A 16,941-nucleotide genomic window follows, 5' to 3' on the forward strand; every position below is an offset into this window, starting at 1 on the left:
TGGACCTGCTCCGGCCGATCTACCGGCAGACCGCCGCGTACGGCCACTTCGGCCGGGACCTACCCGAGTTGACCTGGGAGAACACCGACCGCGCCGCCGACCTCAAGTCAGCCGCAGGAGCCTGACCGCCGCCCCACGATCACGAGTTCGCCGATACGGGGCTGTCCCGCGCGGGGGATGGCCCCGTATCGCCGAACCGGAGTCGATTGCACCGAGCCCGGAGCGGGTCAGCGGGCGGCGGCGAGGGCCACGCGCATCGCCTCGACCGGCGCGGTGACGCCGGTGAAGTGCTCGAACTGGCCGACGGCCTGGGCCAGCAGCAGGTCGAGCCCGGAGACCACCGGGCAGCCGGCCGCCTGCGCGGACGCGGCCAACGGGGTCGGCCACGGGTCGTAGAGCGCGTCGAAGCAGACCGTCCCGGGCCGCCAGGCGGCCACCTCGGCGAACGGGTCGGCGGCTCCCTTCGGCAGGGTGGAGACCACCACGTCGGCGTCGAGGTGCGCGGCGGCCTCGGCCCACGGGGCGGCGACCATCGGCACGCCGAGCGCCCCGGCCACCGGACGCAGCTCGGCGACCGCCTCGGGGCGGCGGGCCGCCACGGTCACCGACTTCGCGGCCAGCCGCGCCGCCGCCGCGACCGCCGCCCGGGCGGTGCCCCCGGCACCGAGCACGGTGACCGTGGCCCCCGGGGAGACTCCGGCGGCGGTCAGCACCTCGACCATGCCCACCACGTCGGTGTTGTCCGCGTACCAGGTGCCGTCCGGGCGGTGGACCAGCGTGTTGGCGGCCCCGACGGCGGCGGCGACCGGCGACACCTCGGCGGCCACGGTGAGCGCGGCCTCCTTGCCCGGCATGGTCACCGACAGGCCGGCCCACTCCGGCCCGAGCCCGGCGACCAGGCCGGGCAGCCCGGCCGCGTCGCACTCGATCCGGGTGTACGACCATCCGCTCAGCCCGGCCGCCGCGTACCCGGCGTTGTGGATCGCCGGGGAGAGGGAGTGCGCGATCGGCGTACCGACCACCGCCGCTCGGCGCGCTGTCACGTCACTCCCTCACCTCAACGCGTGTCCCTTTGACTCAGGGCAGCGTACTCACCGTCGAGCAGTTACCGATACCAGTGCGGCAGATCCGGTAGGAGTAGCCGGACCGTGCGAACGCCGCCCAGCCCTCGGTGGCGGTGCAGATGGAGTTCCCCTTGTAGTTCCACGTACTGCTACCCGGTGCCCTCTCCTGCCAGCGGGCGCAGTGGCTGTCGGTTAGCGTGTCGCGGGCGAACAGGTCCCAGTCACCATTCGCGATGTAGACCGCGCGCCCTGCGGCTCCTGTGGTGCTCAAGCTGATCTCGGCAGCCTGCGCCGGTACCGCAGCGAAGGCCACCAGCGCTCCTGCGGTCGTTGCAACTGCTCCTGCTCTCGCTGACCACTTCCCGACGCGCATACTTCTCCCCATTCGCCACCATTTTGAATACGGACAGTAGAAGCCTATCGAGCAGAAAGTGATGGATCAACCCTTCACGACCACGCTTCCCCACAAAAGACAGATCGGGTTCACCCTGATCCAGGGTGAACCCGATCGTCGACCGAAGCTCAGATGATGCCAGCTTCCTTCGCCTTGGCCTCGTTACGGAGCTGTTCCTCGTAGGTCTCGGCGAAGGCGGAGTGCCCCTCCTTGTCGATCGCCACGAAGAAGAGCCACTTCCCCTCCGGCGGGTCCATCGCTCCCTCCATCGCGTCCTTGCCCGGGTTGTTGATCGGAGTGGGCACCAGACCTGGCAGCTTGCGGTTGTACGGGTTCTTCGGGTTGTCCATGTCGGCGGCGGTCATCTCCTTGGACGACTTGGTCCGCTGACCGGTCGACTCCAGGTAGTAGTTGACCGTGACGTCCATCTCCAGGCAATTGCAGTCGAAGTCACCGTAGACCCGGTTGTAGGCCACCCGAGCGACCTTGCCGAGGTCGTCCTTGTTGCCCGCCTCGGCCTGGGCGAGCGAGGCGACGATCAGGGCCTCGTACGGGCTGATCCCGCCGCGCTCCTTCTGCACCCGCTCGGCGAACTGCATCTTGCCGGTGACGGTGAGGAAGTTCGCCACCATCTCCTTGAGGATCACCTCGGCGGTCGCCTTCGGCGGCACCTCGTAGGTGTCCGGGTAGAGGAAGCCCTCGATCGACTTGACGACCTTCTTGCCGTCGTTGCGGGTGAACCACCAGTCCGGGACGCCGAGCGCCTCCGGGTCCTTCGCCGCCGCCTCGAAGTCCTCCACCGGGATCTGGGTCTTCTCCGACAGGAGCTTGTACGTCTGCTTGGCGCTGCGCCCCTCGGGGATGGTGATCCCGTTGACGATCTTGTTCTTGAGGTCGAGGAGCATGCCGAGGGCGCTCTCGCCGCTCATCTGCTTGCGCACCTTGTAGGTGCCGGGCTGGATGTTCTTGCTGCGCGAGTTCTCCTCGGCGGCGTCGATGAACGCCTGGGCGCTCTTGACCACGCCCGCGCTGTAGAGCACGTTGGCGATGTCGGCGATCAACGCGCCCTGCTTGACCTCGACGGTCAGCTCGCCGGTGCCGGCGCCGTCGTAGTCGGGGGTGACGAAGTAGCTCTGCACCCGGTCGAAGCCGTAGAAGGCACCGCCGCCGATCGCGCCGAGCAGGACGAACGCCAGCAGGAGGGCGAGGACCGTGCGGCCCCCACCACCGGACTTGCCCTTGCGCTTGCGCATGGCACTGCGCCGGTGCTTGCCCTTCTCGCCCCGGTCGCGTTCGTCGAAACCGAGGTCCAGATCGTCGATCATTACGTCCGCCTCCGCTGCGCCTCTAGCCAGCTCTGCAGAATCTCCACCGCGGCGGCCTGGTCGACCACCGCCCGTTGCCGTTTTCCCCGGACGCCCCGCTCGGCCAGCCTACGACTAGCCACCACGGTCGACATCCTCTCGTCAGTGAGCGTCACCGGAACAGGCGCTATTACATCAGCCAAACGGTCCGCGTACGACCTGGCGTGTACGGCGGCCGGTCCGTGCTTCCCGGCCAGGTTCACCGGGAGCCCCACCACCACCTCGACCGCCCCGTGCTCGGCGACGAGCCGGCGCAGCTCGGCCACGTCGCCGGGAACGGTGTCGTCCGCGCTGGTCAGGTCGCGGGCGAGGGTGACCAGCGGGGTGGCCAGGATGCCGTCCGGATCGCAGATCGACACACCGACGCGGACCTGGCCGACGTCCACCCCGAGGCGGACGCCCCGCGCGAATTCACTCAATCGGGTTCACTCCCTGCGACTGACCGCACCGGCTGGATGCACACCGCCGGACAACGTACCCCGGGCTCCCGGCGGCAGAACGCACCAGGGCGGACCATGCGGCCCGCCCTGGTGCACCTCGTCGGGGACGTTATGCCTCGCTGATCGCCTTCTCCACGGTGAGCAGCAGGTTCGGCGCCTCGGCCGCCGGCAGGCCGCCGCCCTGGGCCAGGTCGGGACTGCCCCCGCCCCGACCGGAGAAGGCCGCCTTGACCAGGTCGTTCGCGGCCAGGCCCCGGCTGCGCGCCGCGCCGTTCACCGCCACCACCAGGGACGCCTTGCCGTTGGCTCGGGCCGTCACCGCGACCACCGCCGGCCGTGCCGCGTCGATCCGGCCCCGGATCTCCTGGGCAAGGGTCCGCACGTCGTTGCCGGCCGCGCCCTCCGGCGCCTCGGTGCCGACGTACGCGACGCCGCGCACGTCCTTCGCCTGCGCGGCGAGCGCCGCCGCTCCGCCGAGCACCAACTGGGCCCGGAGCTTCTCCAGCTCCCGCTCGGCGTCGCGGAGCTGGCTGACGGTCTGCTCCACCCGGTCGGCCACCTGGTCGCTGGGCACCCGGTACAGCTCGGCCAGCCGGGCGACGAGCAGGTGCTCCTTGGCCAGGAAGCGGAACGCGTCCATGCCGACCAGCGCCTCGACCCGGCGCACCCCGGACCCGATCGACGCCTCGGAGAGGATCTTCACCAGGCCGAGCTGCCCGGACCGGTCGACGTGCGTGCCGCCGCACAGCTCCCGGGCGTAGTCGCCGACCTCGACGACCCGCACCTCGTCGCCGTACTTCTCGCCGAAGAGCGCCATGGCGCCGATCCGGCGGGCCTCCTCCAGCGAGGTGACGAAGGCGTGCACCTCCAGGTCGGCCAGGAGCACCTCGTTGACCTGCTGCTCCACGTCGTGCAGCACGCTCGGCGCGACACCGGTCGGGGTGTTGAAGTCGAACCGCAGTCGACCCGGGGCGTTCAGCGAACCGGCCTGCGTCGCCGACTCGCCGAGGAAGTTGCGCATGGTCTGGTGCACCAGGTGGGTGGCGGTGTGCGACCGGGAGATCGCCCGCCGCCGGGTCACGTCGATCTCGGCGAAGCCGGTCTCGCCGGAACGCACCTCGCCCCGGCGCACCCGCGCCCGGTGCACCACCAGGCCGGGCACCGGCTGCTGGACGTCGAAGACCTCGACCTCGCCGCCGCCGACGGTGATCAGCCCCTGGTCGGGCTGTTGCCCGCCGCCCTCGGCGTAGAACGGGGTCGTGTCGAGCACCAGCTCGATGGTGTCCCCCTCGACGGCCGCGGCGACCGGCGCGCCGCCGGAGAGCAGCGCCCGGACCCTCGCCTCACGCGAGGTCTCGGTGTACCCGGTGAAGGTCACCGGGCCGCCGCCGTCCAGCACCGACCGGTACGCGGACAGGTCGGTGTGCCCGGTCTTGCGGGCCTTCGCGTCGGCCTTCGCCCGGGACCGCTGGTCGGCCATCAGCCGGCGGAAGCCCTCGGCGTCGACGGTCAGCCCCTGCTCGGCGGCGATCTCCAGGGTCAGGTCGATCGGGAAGCCGTACGTGTCGTGCAGCTGGAACGCCTTGTCCCCGGAGAGCGCCGGCTTCCCGGCCCGCTTCGTCTCGCTGATCGCGGTGTCCAGGATCGTGGTGCCGGCGCGCAGGGTGGAGAGGAAGGCGTCCTCCTCCGCGTACGCGTACTGCGAGATCCGGTCGAACTCGGTGGCCAGTTCCGGGTACGACGGGGACATGCAGTCCCGGGCCACCGGCAGCAGCTCCGGCAGCGCCCGGTCCTGGTAGCCCAGCAGCCGCATCGCCCGGATCGCCCGGCGCATGATCCGGCGCAGCACGTAGCCGCGCCCCTCGTTGCTCGGGGTCACCCCGTCACCGATGAGCATCAGCGCGGTCCGCACGTGGTCGGCGACCACCCGCAGCCGGACGTCGTCCGGGTGCGACTCGGCGGCCACCTGGCCGGAGTGCGCGCCGTACCGCTTGCCGGACAGCTCGCTGGCCCGGTCGAGGATCGGCCGGACCTCGTCGATCTCGTAGAGGTTGTCGACGCCCTGGAGGATGGAGGCGATCCGCTCCAGCCCCATGCCGGTGTCGATGTTCTTCTTCGGCAGGTCGCCGACGATCCGGAAGTGCTCCTTGCTGGTCACGTCCGCGATCTCGTACTGCATGAAGACGAGGTTCCAGAACTCCAGGTAGCGGTCCTCGTCGACCTCCGGACCGCCCTCCCGCCCGTAGGCGGGGCCCCGGTCGTAGAACAGCTCCGAGCAGGGGCCGGCCGGGCCGGGGATGCCCATCGACCAGTAGTTGTCCTTCTTGCCCCGGCGAACGATCCGCTCCGCCGGCACGCCGACCGACCGCCAGATGTCGTACGCCTCGTCGTCGTCGAGGTAGACGGTGGGCCAGACCCGCTCCGGGTCGAGCCCGAAGCCGCCCTCGGCGACCGGCTTGGTGGACAACTCCCAGGCGAGCGGGATCGCCCCGGCCTTGAAGTAGTCACCGAAGGAGAAGTTGCCGTTCATCTGGAAGAACGTGCCGTGCCGGCTGGTCTTGCCGACCTCGTCGATGTCCGGCGTCCGGATGCACTTCTGGACACTGACCGCCCGCGGGTACGGCGGGGTCTGCTGCCCCAGGAAGTACGGGACGAACTGCACCATGCCGGCGTTGACGAACAGCAGGTTCGGATCGCTGATGGCGGGCAGCGGAGCGGACGGCACCACGGCGTGGCCGTTCGCCTCGAAGTGGGCGAGATACCGCCGCTTGATCTCCGCCGTCTTCATCGCTGGGGTTCCTCCGGAAAGATCTCTCGGTCGCCGATGCGCGGGTCCTCCCGCAGCTCGGCGAACTGGTCGTCGAACGCCTCGCCCCGGGCGAACGCCTCGTGGATCTCCTGTTCGCGTTCGGCCATCCCGATCCGGACGTCCTCCACGAAGCTACGCAGCGACTCCAGCAGTCCGCCAGCGGATTCGGTCAGCGAACCGGCGATGCCCTGCGGGGTGTACGCGTGCGCGGTCCGGGTGGCCTTGCGGACCACCACCACGCCGACGGCGAGCCCGATGCCGAGCCAGAACAGACGCCTCATGTCTCTTCCTCCCGCTACCGGCTCAGCGGTCGCCACGCCTGGCGGCGCGACGCTGCTGCTTGATGGTGTCGCGCACCTCGCGCTCGGTCTCGGCGTGCCGGCGCGCGGAGGCGGCCTTGCGCACGCCGTACCCGAAGGCGGCGACCTTGACCAGCGGGTTCGCGGCGGCGGCGGAGACCACGGTGGCCAGGTTCGCCACGTTGGCGGTGACGTTCTGCGCGTGGCTGGTCATGGTGTCGACCTTGGCGAGCTGGAGGTTCACCCCGTCGAGCGAGGTCTGCACCTGGGTCAGGGCCGTGTTGACGTTCTCCACCGTGGTGTTGACGTTGCCCAGCAACGGCCTGGTCTGCTCGTTGAGGTCGTTGATCATGCGGGTCGTGGCGTCCACGGTGTGCCGCAGGCGCAGGATGGGCAGCGTCAGGATCAGCACCAGCATCGCGAACGCGATCGCCGCCACCAGCGCCGCGACCTCTCCAAGCTCCACGCGTGTCCTCCCTAAGCAGTGTTCCGCCGACCCGTCGTCGGCGGAACGTGCGACCGTCGTACCCGTCACCGGTGTGCCGGACGCCGTCCTGGTCGAGCACCAGCGGCGAGCGCGGCCACCAGCGGCATGACCGGCAGCCGGTCCGCCAGCCCCAGACCCTACCGTCAGTGATGGACGGCGGCTCAGGACGGTGAGGGTGTCAGATCGTCGAGCGGGTCGTCGGTGAAGGTGGGGAACGGATCCTCACCGGTGAGCGACGGGTCCGTGCTCGGCTGCGGCCGGGTGCGGTCGTCGTCGATGGCGTTGCGGACCTTCAACGACACCAACGATCCGGTGCAGTCACCGGCTGCGGTGGGCGACGACAGCGGCGACGGCGGAACCGCCGGTTGGCCGTCGATCGGCGGCGGCACACACGTCGGCGGACGGACCCAGAGGTCGAGGGTCAGCTCGTCCCGTCGCCAGCAGGTGTACTGCCCCGGGGCGGGCTGCTCCGGGCAGCGGGTCACCTGCCACCGCTGCCAGCCGGCGGCCGACAACGCCCGCTCGTACTCCGGCGCGGTCTCCTCCGGTGAACGGTCCGAGGACGCGCTGCGTTCCCGCAGCCGGCAGTCCTGGAGGCACCAGCGGCTGCCACTGACGTTGTCGACGGTCTCCGTCGCGGCCCAGGCCGGCACCTGCAACTCGTCCAGGGAGCCGAAGACCGGGTCACGGCTGAGCGCCCGGACGGCGAAGAAGGTCGGCACCGCGCCGAGCAGGAGCACGCTCACCGCGACCAGCACACCGAGTCGGAGCCGGCGGCGTTCCCGCATCTGCCGGCGCAGTTCGGAACGGGCGACGCGGAGCGGCCCACCGGTTCGGGCACCGTCGTCGTCGGACGGTTCGATCCCGACGGCGCTGCGCAACGGCGGTGGGTTCTCCGGCGGCACCACGGCGGCCCGGGCCGTCGGATGTCCACCCGGCCGGCCACCCGGCTCGCCGGGCCGGTCGTGCCCGGACGGGACGGCGGCGGTCCCGGCACGCTCCTGGTCACGGACGGGCGGTACGCCGCCGGGTCGTTCGGGCTCTCCACCGGGCGGGGTGGCCCGGCCGGACACGGGTCGGGCGACCGACGCGGCGGCCCGGGCCACGGTCGGCGGGCCGGACGTCGGCGCGACCGGGGCACGGCCCGGGACGGTCGGCGGACGCGGACCGGCGGACGGGTCGACGGCCGGCGCACCGGACGGCGCTCCGACGGCGGGGCCAGCCGGACCGCCCCCGGGACGGGTCACCTCCCGCGGGTCCGGATCGACCGGGGCCGGGGGACGGGCCGCGCCGCGCGCCGGGCCGGCGGGCGGCTCGCCGGGCATCACCCGTGGTCCGGGTACCGGGGCACCCGGTGCCGGCCGGACGGGGGTGCCCGCTGCGTGCGGCGGCACGACACCAGGCCCGTGCGGCGGCACGACACCGGGCCCGGGTGGCGGTACGACACCAGGCCCGTGCGGCGGCACGACACCAGATCCGGGTGGCGGCACGGCACCCGGCCCATGCGGCACGGCTCCCGGTCCGGCCGGCCGGCCCGGGCCGGGAACGGGGGGAACGGGACCGGGGCGGGCCGCGCCGCGCGCCGGGGTGGCGGACTCCGGTCCGGGACGTGGCGGCTGGGCCACCGGACCGGACCGGGCGGCACCCCGGGCCGGCGGAACGGTATGCGGGTCCAGGGCCGGTCCCGCCGGACCGGGCACCGGCGGACGGGCCGACCCGGTCGCCGGTCGGCCGGGCTCGGCCGGGTCGGCGGCCCGACGTCGCCCCACCGACCGGTCGTCGTCCGGTCCGGCGGGACGACGACGTCCGGCCGCACGGTCGTCGTCGTGGTCGGCGGCACGTCGCCGACCGGCGGCGGGCGGCGGGTCGTTCCGCTCACCCGGCCCGGGGGTCAGGGGTCCCGGGGCCACCGGCCCGGACGCGGCCGACGCCGGAACCGGCGGGGCGTTGCCCGACCGCGGAACGGGAGCGTTGCCCGAGGCCGGCACCGGTGGGGCGTTACCCGACAGCGGAACCGGCGGGGCGTTACCCGAGGCCGGAACCGGCGCGGTGCCCTGCTCCGGCACGCGTCGCCGGGCCGGCGGACGCTCGTCGGGGACGGGAGGACGCGCCACGCCGGCCGTCCCCTCGACGGGGACCCGGCCGGCGGGAGGAGGTGGGAAGCCGGGCGCCGTCCGTGGGGCCGGTTCGGGCGCACCCGGCGGGCGGCTCGTCCGGTCGGCCGCCGGTGGCACTCCGTGTCCCGGGCGGACCGGCGGCTGAGCCTCCGGACCGGAACGAACCGGCGACGGAACCTCGTGGCCGGAGCGACCGGACGGCGGAACCTCGTGGCCGGGACGGACCGGAGGCGCCGTCTCGGGGCCGGGGCGCGACGTGGGAACGGCGGCGCCCGGCCACGGACCGTCCGGACGCCCGGGCCGCCGGGCGGGAGCGCCGGGCGGGAGCGCCGCCGTCAGGTCACCGGGGCGTGGCGGCCCCGCCGGACCGGGCACCGCACCTGCCGGCGGGGGCGGCGCGACAGGTGGCCGGGGACCGGGGGGTGGCGCCGGCTCGCCTGTCTCCCGCGCTCCGGCTTCCGGGCCGAGTTCGCTGCGCTGCCGCTTGGCGGTACGCAGGTCGTCGATCCAGCCCAGTTCCTCGCCGCCGACCGGCTCCTCCGGTTCCGCGTCGGACCGGCCGCGTCCCCAGCGGCGTCCCCTGGCCTTGGGGTCCCGCCGCTCGTCGGGGCCGTCCTCCGGCCGATCCGCACCACGAGGTCTCACTGGTGACCCTTCCTGGCGGCGTCCGCGCCGCCCTCATCCGCCGGGACGCCGGTCGCGTCCGTCGTGCCCCGTCCGGCGTCCACCGGTGGGTCGGCGACCGAGGTGGCCCGGCCCCGGACGATGCGGCGCAGCAGCGGCAGCCGGGTGGCCACCGCACGCTCCGCGCCGTGTTCGGTGGGCCGGTAGTAGTCGGTGCCGACCAGGTCGTCCGGGACGTACTGCTGGGTGACCACACCGCGCTGGTCGTCGTGGGGGTAGCGGTAGCCGGTGCCGTGCCCCAGCCCCCGGGCGCCGGAGTAGTGGGCGTCGCGCAGGGCGCGGGGCACCGGCCCACCCCGGCCGGCCCGGACGTCCCCGATCGCCGCTCCGATCGCGGTGGTCGCCGAGTTGGACTTCGGCGCGGTGGCCAGGTGGATGACCGCCTGGGCGAGGTTGAGCTGGGCCTCGGGAAGTCCGACGTACTCCACGGCGTGCGCGGCGGCGGTGGCCACGCTCAACGCGGACGGATCGGCCATGCCCACGTCCTCGCTGGCGAAGATGACCAGCCGGCGCGCGACGAACCGGGCGTCCTCACCGGCGACCAGCATCCGGGCCAGCCAGTGCAGCGCCGCGTCGACGTCGGAACCGCGCATGCTCTTGATGAAGGCGCTGGTGACGTCGTAGTGGGCGTCGCCGGCCCGGTCGTAGCGGACCGCCGCCACGTCGACCGCCTGTTCGGCGGTGGCCAGGTCGATCCGGTCGACCCCGAGCGCCGTGGCCGAGGCGGCGGCCGCCTCCAGGGCGGTGAGCGCCTTGCGGACGTCGCCGCCGGCGAGGCGGACCAGGTGGTCCTCGGCCTCGGGGGCGAGGGTGGGCGCACCGCCCAGGCCCCGCTCGTCGGTGACCGCGCGACGGAGCAGGCCCCGGACCGCGTCCTCGGTGAGTGGTTGCAGGGTCAGCAGCACGCAGCGGGACAGCAGGGGCGAGATGACCGAGAAGTACGGGTTCTCGGTGGTCGCCGCGAGCAGGGTGACCGTCCGGTCCTCGACCGCGGCGAGCAACGAGTCCTGCTGGGTCTTGCTGAACCGGTGCACCTCGTCGATGAAGAGCACGGTGGGTGGGCCGCCGGAGCGGCGTTGCCGACGGGCGGTCTCGATGACCGCGCGGACGTCCTTGACCCCGGCGGTGAGCGCGGACATCGCGACGAACCGACGGTCGGTGGCCCGGGCCACCAGGTGGGCGATGGTGGTCTTGCCGCAGCCCGGCGGTCCCCAGAGGATCACCGACATCGGGGTCGCGCCGCCGACCAGTTGCCGCAGCGGCGAACCGGGGGCGAGCAGGTGCTCCTGACCGACCAGTTCGTCGAGGTTCGCCGGACGCATCCGCACCGGCAACGGCGCGTCGGCCCCGACGGTGTCGAAGCCGTCGACCCCGGCGGACGCGCCGCCGAACCCGGCGGGCGCGCGCGGCGCTTCCGCGGGGTCACCGAGAGTGAACAGGGCGTCGGACTCCATCACGAAGACAGTACCGGCCCGGTCCCGCGACGCCGGAATCGCGGCGCGGGACGGGCCGGTGATGATCGGAAGCGGTCAGCCACGCCCCGGGCGGCGGCCCCGGTACCACCGGCCGCCACCCCCGCCGCCCGCACCGCGCGGACCACGGCCGACGCCGGCCAGGTAGAGCGAGAGCAGGAGCAGGCCGATCAGGACCAGGGTGTTCCAGTTGAACAGGTCGGGCGCGCCGAAGTTGTTGTTGAGCAGGTCGATGAGCAGGGCGAAACCGAAAACGATGGCCGCGGCGATGGCGAGCATGTCGGTCCTCCGGTCAGGGGTCGGGTACGTCGGCCGTGATGTACCCGATCGGTCCGATCGCCAATCTCCAGGGTGGACGGCATCCGCGTCCTGGCTAGGCTGGCGGCATGATCGGGTCAGCGCGGGCGGTACACGGGCGGGCGGCGGTTCTGGCGGCCACCGGTCACCACCCGTACGCCCGGCACGTTCTCGGCCGGGACGACGAGCCGCGGGCGTGGCTGCGCGACGGCACCACGGCGTGGCTGCTCCCCGCCGAGCGGGGCCCGGCCGGCGGGGCGTTCGGCGCACCCGGGCCGGCGGTCGACCTCTTCGCGGCGCTGCTCGCCGAGGGGGTCGTACGGGCCGGACAGTGGCTGCACCTGCCCCGGCTCGACCCGGCGGACCTGGCCGGACGACTGCCGGTCGTCCAGCACAACGACTGGGACTTCCTCTGGGCCACCGCCCCGCCGCCACACCAGCCCGGCGAGGAACGGGTGGTCCGCCTCACCAGGGCCGACCTTCCGGCGCTCACCGCGCTGGTCGACGAGGCCTACCCGGGCAGCACCTCACCGCCCGGCGATCCACGGGTGGTCGACTGGTACGGCATCCGGGCCGGTGACCGGCTGGTCGCCGCCGGGGCGGACCGCAGCCAGGGCGAGATCGGCTTCCTCGCCGGCCTGACCGTCGCGCCCACCGAGCGGGGGCGCGGCCTGGGCGCGGCGCTGACCGTCGGCATGGCCCGTGCCCTCTTCGCCCGGTACGACCACGTGGCGCTCGGCGTCTACACCCACAACGTCGGCGCACTGCGCCTCTACCGGCGACTCGGCTTCACCCACTCCCTTGCCCGCAGCTCGGTGCGGCTCCACTGAGGGCCTTCACGGCGTCGGGTCCGGGGCGCTGCGGAGCTGCCCCGTCCGCGCGGGCAGCTCCACAGCGTCGGCACCACCGGTCATGCCGACGGGAGCGGGCCCGGCCGCCACGGCGGAGTCGGCGGTCGGGGTGGGCTCGGCGGGGGTGGCCGGGATCCGTCGGGCGGCCCGCCAGGCGGGCAGGTAGAGCGGCGCGGCCACGGCCAGCACCACCGCGCCGACCAGCATCGCCGTGCTGACGCTGGTGGTGTCCGCCAGGGCGGTGAGCACGATCCCGCCCAGTGCGCCGGCCGGCATCGCCACCATCGAGTTCAGCGAGAGCACCACCGTCCGGTACGGGCCGTCGACCTGTCGGTGCAGCAGCCCGGTGTGCAGCGGGTTGGAGGCCCCGTGCACCGTGTAGCAGGCCAGGTAGGCCACCAGCACGCCGACCGGCCCGGCGAACAGCCCCATGCCGAGCACGGTCGCCCCCTGCAGAATCCGCAGTGCGGCGGCACTGGGCGCGGCCCCCCACCATCGGATCAGCAGCGGGGTGAGGGCGGCGCCGGCCGCCGAGGCGAGCCAGGCCACCGAGTTCGCCGGGCCGAGCAGGGTCGCCGCCCGGTCCGCGTCGCCGGCCACCTCGGCCAGGCGGACCGGCAGGAGGGCCTCGAAGGCGATCATGCCGAAACCCCAGAAGAGTTCCACCGCGACCAGGGCGAGCAGCACCCGGGAGCGACGCAGCAGCCCGACCGCCTGCCCGACCTTCCGGGGAGCCTCGGCGACCGATGCCCGCAGCGCCCCCCGGCCCCGCGCCCGAGGTGCTTCGACCAGAAGAATGCCGAGCGCCACCAGGGCGACCATTTGCAGGACGACGGCGAGCAGCACCGGTGTGGTCAGCGCGCTCACCGGACCGACCGGGCCGAGCGCGACCAGCCCGCCACCGAGCAGCGCACCGGCGCTGATCGCCACCCCGACGACCGTCCCACCATGACCGAGCCCCTTCTCGTACTGGGCGTCGGGGTCGGCGGCCAGGGTCGCGTCGACGTACCAGGATTCCAGCGGGCCGCTGTCCAGCGCCCGGTGGACGCCCTGGAGCAGCCAGACCACGACGAAGAGGGCGAACGAGTCGGCGACCGCGAACAGGGCCAGCGAGGCGAGGCTGACCACGGCGGAGGTGAGCAGCAGCGGCCGCCGGCCGAGGGCGTCGGCGAGCCCGCCGGTGGGCAGTTCCAGCAGCAGCACGACGATGCCCTGGACGGCGGTGACCAGCCCGATCTGCGCGAGGGTGAGGCCGCGTTCCTGCATCAGCAGGATCATGACCGGGATCAGCAGGCCGACCGGGAGCCAGCGGAGCCCGTGCAGGAACAGGTAACGCCGCCGGACCTGATCGGCGGTGAGCACCGCGCTCACCGGTCCCGCTCCGACACCGGGTGGGCTGCGGGGAGAGTCGCGTAGACGACGTGGACCGGCCGGGCGTCGGTCTCGTCGGGGGGCGTCTCGGCGCGGTAACGGAGGATCAGGTTCCCGATCTCCTGGGTGAGTGCCTGCAACCGCTCCGGGCCGATGGTCAGGAAGCCGTCACTGATGCCGGACGCGTCCCGCCACTGCGGGGAGTACGTCGCCCGCTCGGCGAGCCAGCGCTCGGCCTGCTCCGTCACCCAGCGCACGTGGTCGCCCTGGATCCACTCGATCGCCGCGCGGGCGTCCGGGTCGTCGTCGTAGTCGCTGGGCTCGAAGCTGGTGAGCTCGTGCGCCGCCCGCCACCAGCGCTGCCGGCCCGAGCCCCGGTCGGGCTCCTCGGTCACCAGCCCCACCTCGGCGAGCTGACGCAGGTGGTAGCTGGTCGCCCCGGTGTTGGTGTCCAACGCCTGGGCGAGGGTGGTGGCGGTGGCCGGGCCGTCGGTGCGCAGCGCGCCGATGAGCCGGATGCGCAGTGGGTGGGCCAGCACCCGGGCCTGCCGGGAATCCAGGCGGACGCCGACCGGCCCGCCGCTCTGCTCGTTCGTCACCGTTGCACAATAAGCGTGCACAGAAGTTATGCACAAGAGTTGTGCATCGCCCCGGCCCGCCCGATCACCCGTCGCCGTGGCCGCCGCCCGGCCCTGCGCCACCCCGGACCAGGTGACCGGGGTCGGCCGGTGAGCAGGGTCGCGGCACCACGTTCCACGAGCAGGCCGGACCCGGCCGGGACGTCCGGGTCGAGCAACGCCGCCGCGCCGAGGTAGCCGGGGCCGGCGCGCAGGTCCCACAGCCGGGCCCGCAGGTCCGGTCGCCCGGGGTACCCCAGCAGCCGGAACGGCCCGGGTGGCGGGCTGATCCGGACGTCCCGGACGCGGACCCGCAGGCCGTCCCCGGTCGCCTTGACCACCGCCTCGCGCCGGCACCAGAGCGCCAGCTCGGCCGGGACGCGGTCGGGGTCGCGGCGTTCCACGTCCACCCCGACCTCGCCCCGGTGGCTGACCGCGACCACCACCCGCCGCCCGGAGTGCGAGACGGAGACCGTCAGCGGGTGCTCCGGCAGCCGGGGTCGGCCGTGCGGCTCCGGGCAGCTCGGACACCCGCGGACCACCCGGAGCCGGTCGGCCGGCACGCCACGGTGGTGCGCGACGGCCAGCCGCAGCAGTACCGCACCCAGGGTGGACTGCCGCCGGTGCCGGGGGTGGACGATCCCGGCGAGCCGTCGCCGCTCGGTGTCGTCCAGCACCCCGTGGTGCCACCGGCGCAGCAGGCCCAGGTCGGCCCACCAGACGGTGGCCGCCACCACCGGCCGGGTGGTCCGGCGGTGGATCAGAACGCCTCCTCGGGGACGTCCATCAGGTCGGGGCACGCGGCCTGGACGATCTTCCGGTCGGCGGTGAGCCGGGGCAGCACCTCCCGGGCGAAGAACCGGGCCACCGCCACCTTGCCGGTGTAGAAGGCCCGGTCGGCGGCGGAGAGGCCGCCCCGGTCCAGGGCCCCCGTGGCGACCTCGGCCCGGCGGAGCAGCAGCCAGCCCACGAGCAGGTCACCGAGGGCCAGCAGCAACCGCCGGCTGTGCAACCCGACCAGGTAGAGCTGACGGGGTTCGCCGCCCTGCGCGGCGCCCAGCCACTCCAGCATCGCGCCGAGGCAGCCCTGCACGTCGGTGACCGCCCGGCCCAGCGCGACCCGCTCGGCGGCGAACGAGTCGTCGGCCTCGGCGCCGACGAACACGCCGATCTCGCCGGCCAGGGCCATCAGCGCCACCCCCTGGTCCTTGGCGATCTTGCGGAACACCAGGTCGAGGCTCTGGATCGCGGTGGTTCCCTCGTACAGGGTGTCGATCTTGGCGTCCCGGACGTACTGCTCCAGCGGGTAGTCGGTCAGGTAGCCGGAGCCGCCGATGGTCTGCAACGACTCGTGGCCGAGCATCTCGTACGCCCGCTCCGAGCCGACCCCCTTGACCAGGGGCAGGAGCAGGTCGTTGACCCGGGCGGCCAGGTCGGCGTCCGGCCCGTGGACCATCCGGTCCTGCCAGCGGCCGGTGTAGACGAGCAGGGCACGCAGTCCCTCGGCGTACGCCTTCTGGAGCATCAGCGACCGACGTACGTCGGGGTGGGCGACGATCCGTACCCGGGGGGCGGTCTTGTCGGCCATCCGGGTCAGGTCCGCGCCCTGCACCCGCTCCCGGGCGTACGCCAACGCGTTGCGGTAGCCGGTGGAGAGCGTGGCGATGGCCTTCGTGCCGACCATCATCCGGGCGTACTCGATGATCCGGAACATCTGCCGGATGCCGTCGTGCCGCTCCCCCACCAGCCAGCCGACCGCCGGCACGCCGTGCTGGCCGAAGGTCAGCTCACAGGTGTTGGAGACCTTCAGCCCCATCTTCTCCTCGACGTTCGTGGCGAAGGCACCGTTGCGCGCGCCCAGCTCACCGGTCTCCTGGTCGAAGTGGAACTTCGGCACCACGAACAGGGAGAGCCCCTTGGTGCCGGGGCCACCGGCGCCCTCGACGCCCACCGGACGGGCCAGCACGTAGTGCACGATGTTCTCGGTGAGGTCGTGCTCGCCGGAGGTGATGAACCGCTTGACGCCCTCCAGGTGCCATGAGCCGTCCGGCTGCGGCACCGCCCGGGTGCGCCCCGCGCCGACGTCCGAGCCGGCGTCTGCCTCGGTCAGCGCCATGGTGGAACCCCACTGGCGGTCCACGAAGATCCGGGCCCACCGCTTCTGCTCCGCCGTCCCCTCGTGCCAGAGCACGTTGGCCAGGGGCGGGCCGGAGGCGTAGATCCAGACCGCCGGGTTGGCGCCCATCACCAGCTCGCCGATCGCCCGCCAGAGCATCCGGGGCGCCGGCGTGCCGCCCAGCTCCGGGGCCAGGTCGCCGAGCCGCCAGAACCCGGCGTCGAGGAACGCCCGGTACGCCTTGGCGAACGCCGGGGGCAGCGGCGCGGTGTGCGTGGCCGGGTCGAACACCGGCGGGTGCCGGTCGCCCTCGGTGAACGCGTCCGCCAGCTCCTCGCGGGCGGAGCGGTCCACCTCGGCGAGGATCTGCCGGACGGTGTCGGCGTCCAAATCGGGGTAGCCGCCGGCGCCGAGGAACTCCTCGATCCCGAAGACCTCGAAGAGGTCGAACTCCAGGTCCCGCAGGTCGCTGCGGTAGTGGCCCATCTGCGTGTGCTCCTGTCTACACCGGCGGCGGGCCGCACCGGGGGTTCCCGGTCCGGCCCGCCGCGTCGGTCCG

15 protein-coding genes are annotated in these 16,941 nt (G+C 73.5%); 1 reads left to right on the forward strand and 14 read right to left on the reverse strand.

The window, feature by feature from the left end:
- Window positions 1–227 precede the first annotated feature (227 nt).
- From QSK20_RS30310 to QSK20_RS30355, 10 genes are all read right to left on the reverse strand, one after another.
- Window positions 228–1,043 carry a shikimate dehydrogenase gene (locus QSK20_RS30310; RefSeq protein WP_285792040.1) on the reverse strand — a complete coding sequence of 272 codons (816 nt, stop codon included), beginning with the start codon at window positions 1,041–1,043 and terminating at the stop codon, window positions 228–230.
- 34 nt (window positions 1,044–1,077) lie between these two features.
- Window positions 1,078–1,377 carry a hypothetical protein gene (locus QSK20_RS30315; RefSeq protein ID WP_285792041.1) on the reverse strand — a complete coding sequence of 100 codons (300 nt, stop codon included), beginning with the start codon at window positions 1,375–1,377 and terminating at the stop codon, window positions 1,078–1,080.
- Window positions 1,378–1,586: 209 nt separating this feature from the next.
- A complete protein-coding gene (mltG, locus tag QSK20_RS30320; RefSeq protein WP_285792042.1) occupies window positions 1,587–2,783 on the reverse strand; it encodes an endolytic transglycosylase MltG in 1,197 nt (398 codons plus the stop codon).
- The gene (ruvX, locus tag QSK20_RS30325) at window positions 2,783–3,241 is read right to left on the reverse strand and encodes a Holliday junction resolvase RuvX (protein WP_285792043.1); all 459 of its coding nucleotides are present in this window, start codon (window positions 3,239–3,241) and stop codon (window positions 2,783–2,785) included. Before ruvX ends, mltG begins: the two co-directional genes overlap by 1 nt.
- A gap of 130 nt (window positions 3,242–3,371) precedes the next feature.
- Window positions 3,372–6,050, reverse strand: coding sequence for an alanine--tRNA ligase (gene alaS, locus QSK20_RS30330; protein WP_285792044.1), 2,679 nt, complete (start codon window positions 6,048–6,050; stop codon window positions 3,372–3,374).
- On the reverse strand, window positions 6,047–6,352 hold the full coding sequence (locus QSK20_RS30335; protein WP_145833247.1) for a hypothetical protein: 306 nt from the start codon (window positions 6,350–6,352) through the stop codon (window positions 6,047–6,049). Before QSK20_RS30335 ends, alaS begins: the two co-directional genes overlap by 4 nt.
- 22 nt (window positions 6,353–6,374) lie before the next feature.
- Window positions 6,375–6,836, reverse strand: coding sequence for a DUF948 domain-containing protein (locus QSK20_RS30340; RefSeq protein WP_285792045.1), 462 nt, complete (start codon window positions 6,834–6,836; stop codon window positions 6,375–6,377).
- Between the two features lie 182 nt (window positions 6,837–7,018).
- Window positions 7,019–7,645, reverse strand: a complete 627-nt coding sequence (locus tag QSK20_RS30345) for a hypothetical protein (protein WP_285792097.1) — start codon at window positions 7,643–7,645, stop codon at window positions 7,019–7,021.
- Between the two features lie 1,970 nt (window positions 7,646–9,615).
- Window positions 9,616–11,112, reverse strand: coding sequence for a replication-associated recombination protein A (locus tag QSK20_RS30350; RefSeq protein ID WP_285792046.1), 1,497 nt, complete (start codon window positions 11,110–11,112; stop codon window positions 9,616–9,618).
- A 75-nt stretch (window positions 11,113–11,187) separates the two neighbouring features.
- Window positions 11,188–11,409 (reverse strand): hypothetical protein, encoded by a 222-nt coding sequence (locus tag QSK20_RS30355; RefSeq protein ID WP_088984969.1) that lies wholly within the window; start codon window positions 11,407–11,409, stop codon window positions 11,188–11,190.
- A 107-nt stretch (window positions 11,410–11,516) separates the two neighbouring features.
- Here QSK20_RS30355 and QSK20_RS30360 point away from each other — a divergent pair, with 107 nt between their 5' ends.
- A complete protein-coding gene (locus QSK20_RS30360; protein ID WP_285792047.1) occupies window positions 11,517–12,257 on the forward strand; it encodes a GNAT family N-acetyltransferase in 741 nt (246 codons plus the stop codon).
- A 6-nt stretch (window positions 12,258–12,263) separates the two neighbouring features.
- On the opposite strand, the gene QSK20_RS30365 is transcribed toward QSK20_RS30360, so the two are convergent.
- The 4 genes from QSK20_RS30365 to QSK20_RS30380 are packed head-to-tail and all read right to left on the reverse strand — an operon-like array spanning window position 12,264 to window position 16,868.
- Window positions 12,264–13,649, reverse strand: coding sequence for an MFS transporter (locus tag QSK20_RS30365; protein WP_285792048.1), 1,386 nt, complete (start codon window positions 13,647–13,649; stop codon window positions 12,264–12,266).
- Window positions 13,646–14,248 (reverse strand): ArsR/SmtB family transcription factor, encoded by a 603-nt coding sequence (locus QSK20_RS30370; RefSeq protein ID WP_285792049.1) that lies wholly within the window; start codon window positions 14,246–14,248, stop codon window positions 13,646–13,648. Before QSK20_RS30370 ends, QSK20_RS30365 begins: the two co-directional genes overlap by 4 nt.
- 26 nt (window positions 14,249–14,274) lie before the next feature.
- Window positions 14,275–15,000 carry a 4'-phosphopantetheinyl transferase family protein gene (locus QSK20_RS30375; RefSeq protein WP_285792050.1) on the reverse strand — a complete coding sequence of 242 codons (726 nt, stop codon included), beginning with the start codon at window positions 14,998–15,000 and terminating at the stop codon, window positions 14,275–14,277.
- Window positions 15,001–15,026: 26 nt separating this feature from the next.
- Window positions 15,027–16,868: an acyl-CoA dehydrogenase gene (locus QSK20_RS30380; RefSeq protein WP_285792051.1), complete on the reverse strand. Its 1,842-nt coding sequence runs from the start codon at window positions 16,866–16,868 to the stop codon at window positions 15,027–15,029.
- Between the last annotated feature and the right edge of the window lie 73 nt (window positions 16,869–16,941).

It is taken from the genome of Micromonospora sp. NBRC 101691 (assembly GCF_030269285.1).
Taxonomy (GTDB): Bacteria; Actinomycetota; Actinomycetes; order Mycobacteriales; family Micromonosporaceae; genus Micromonospora; species Micromonospora echinospora.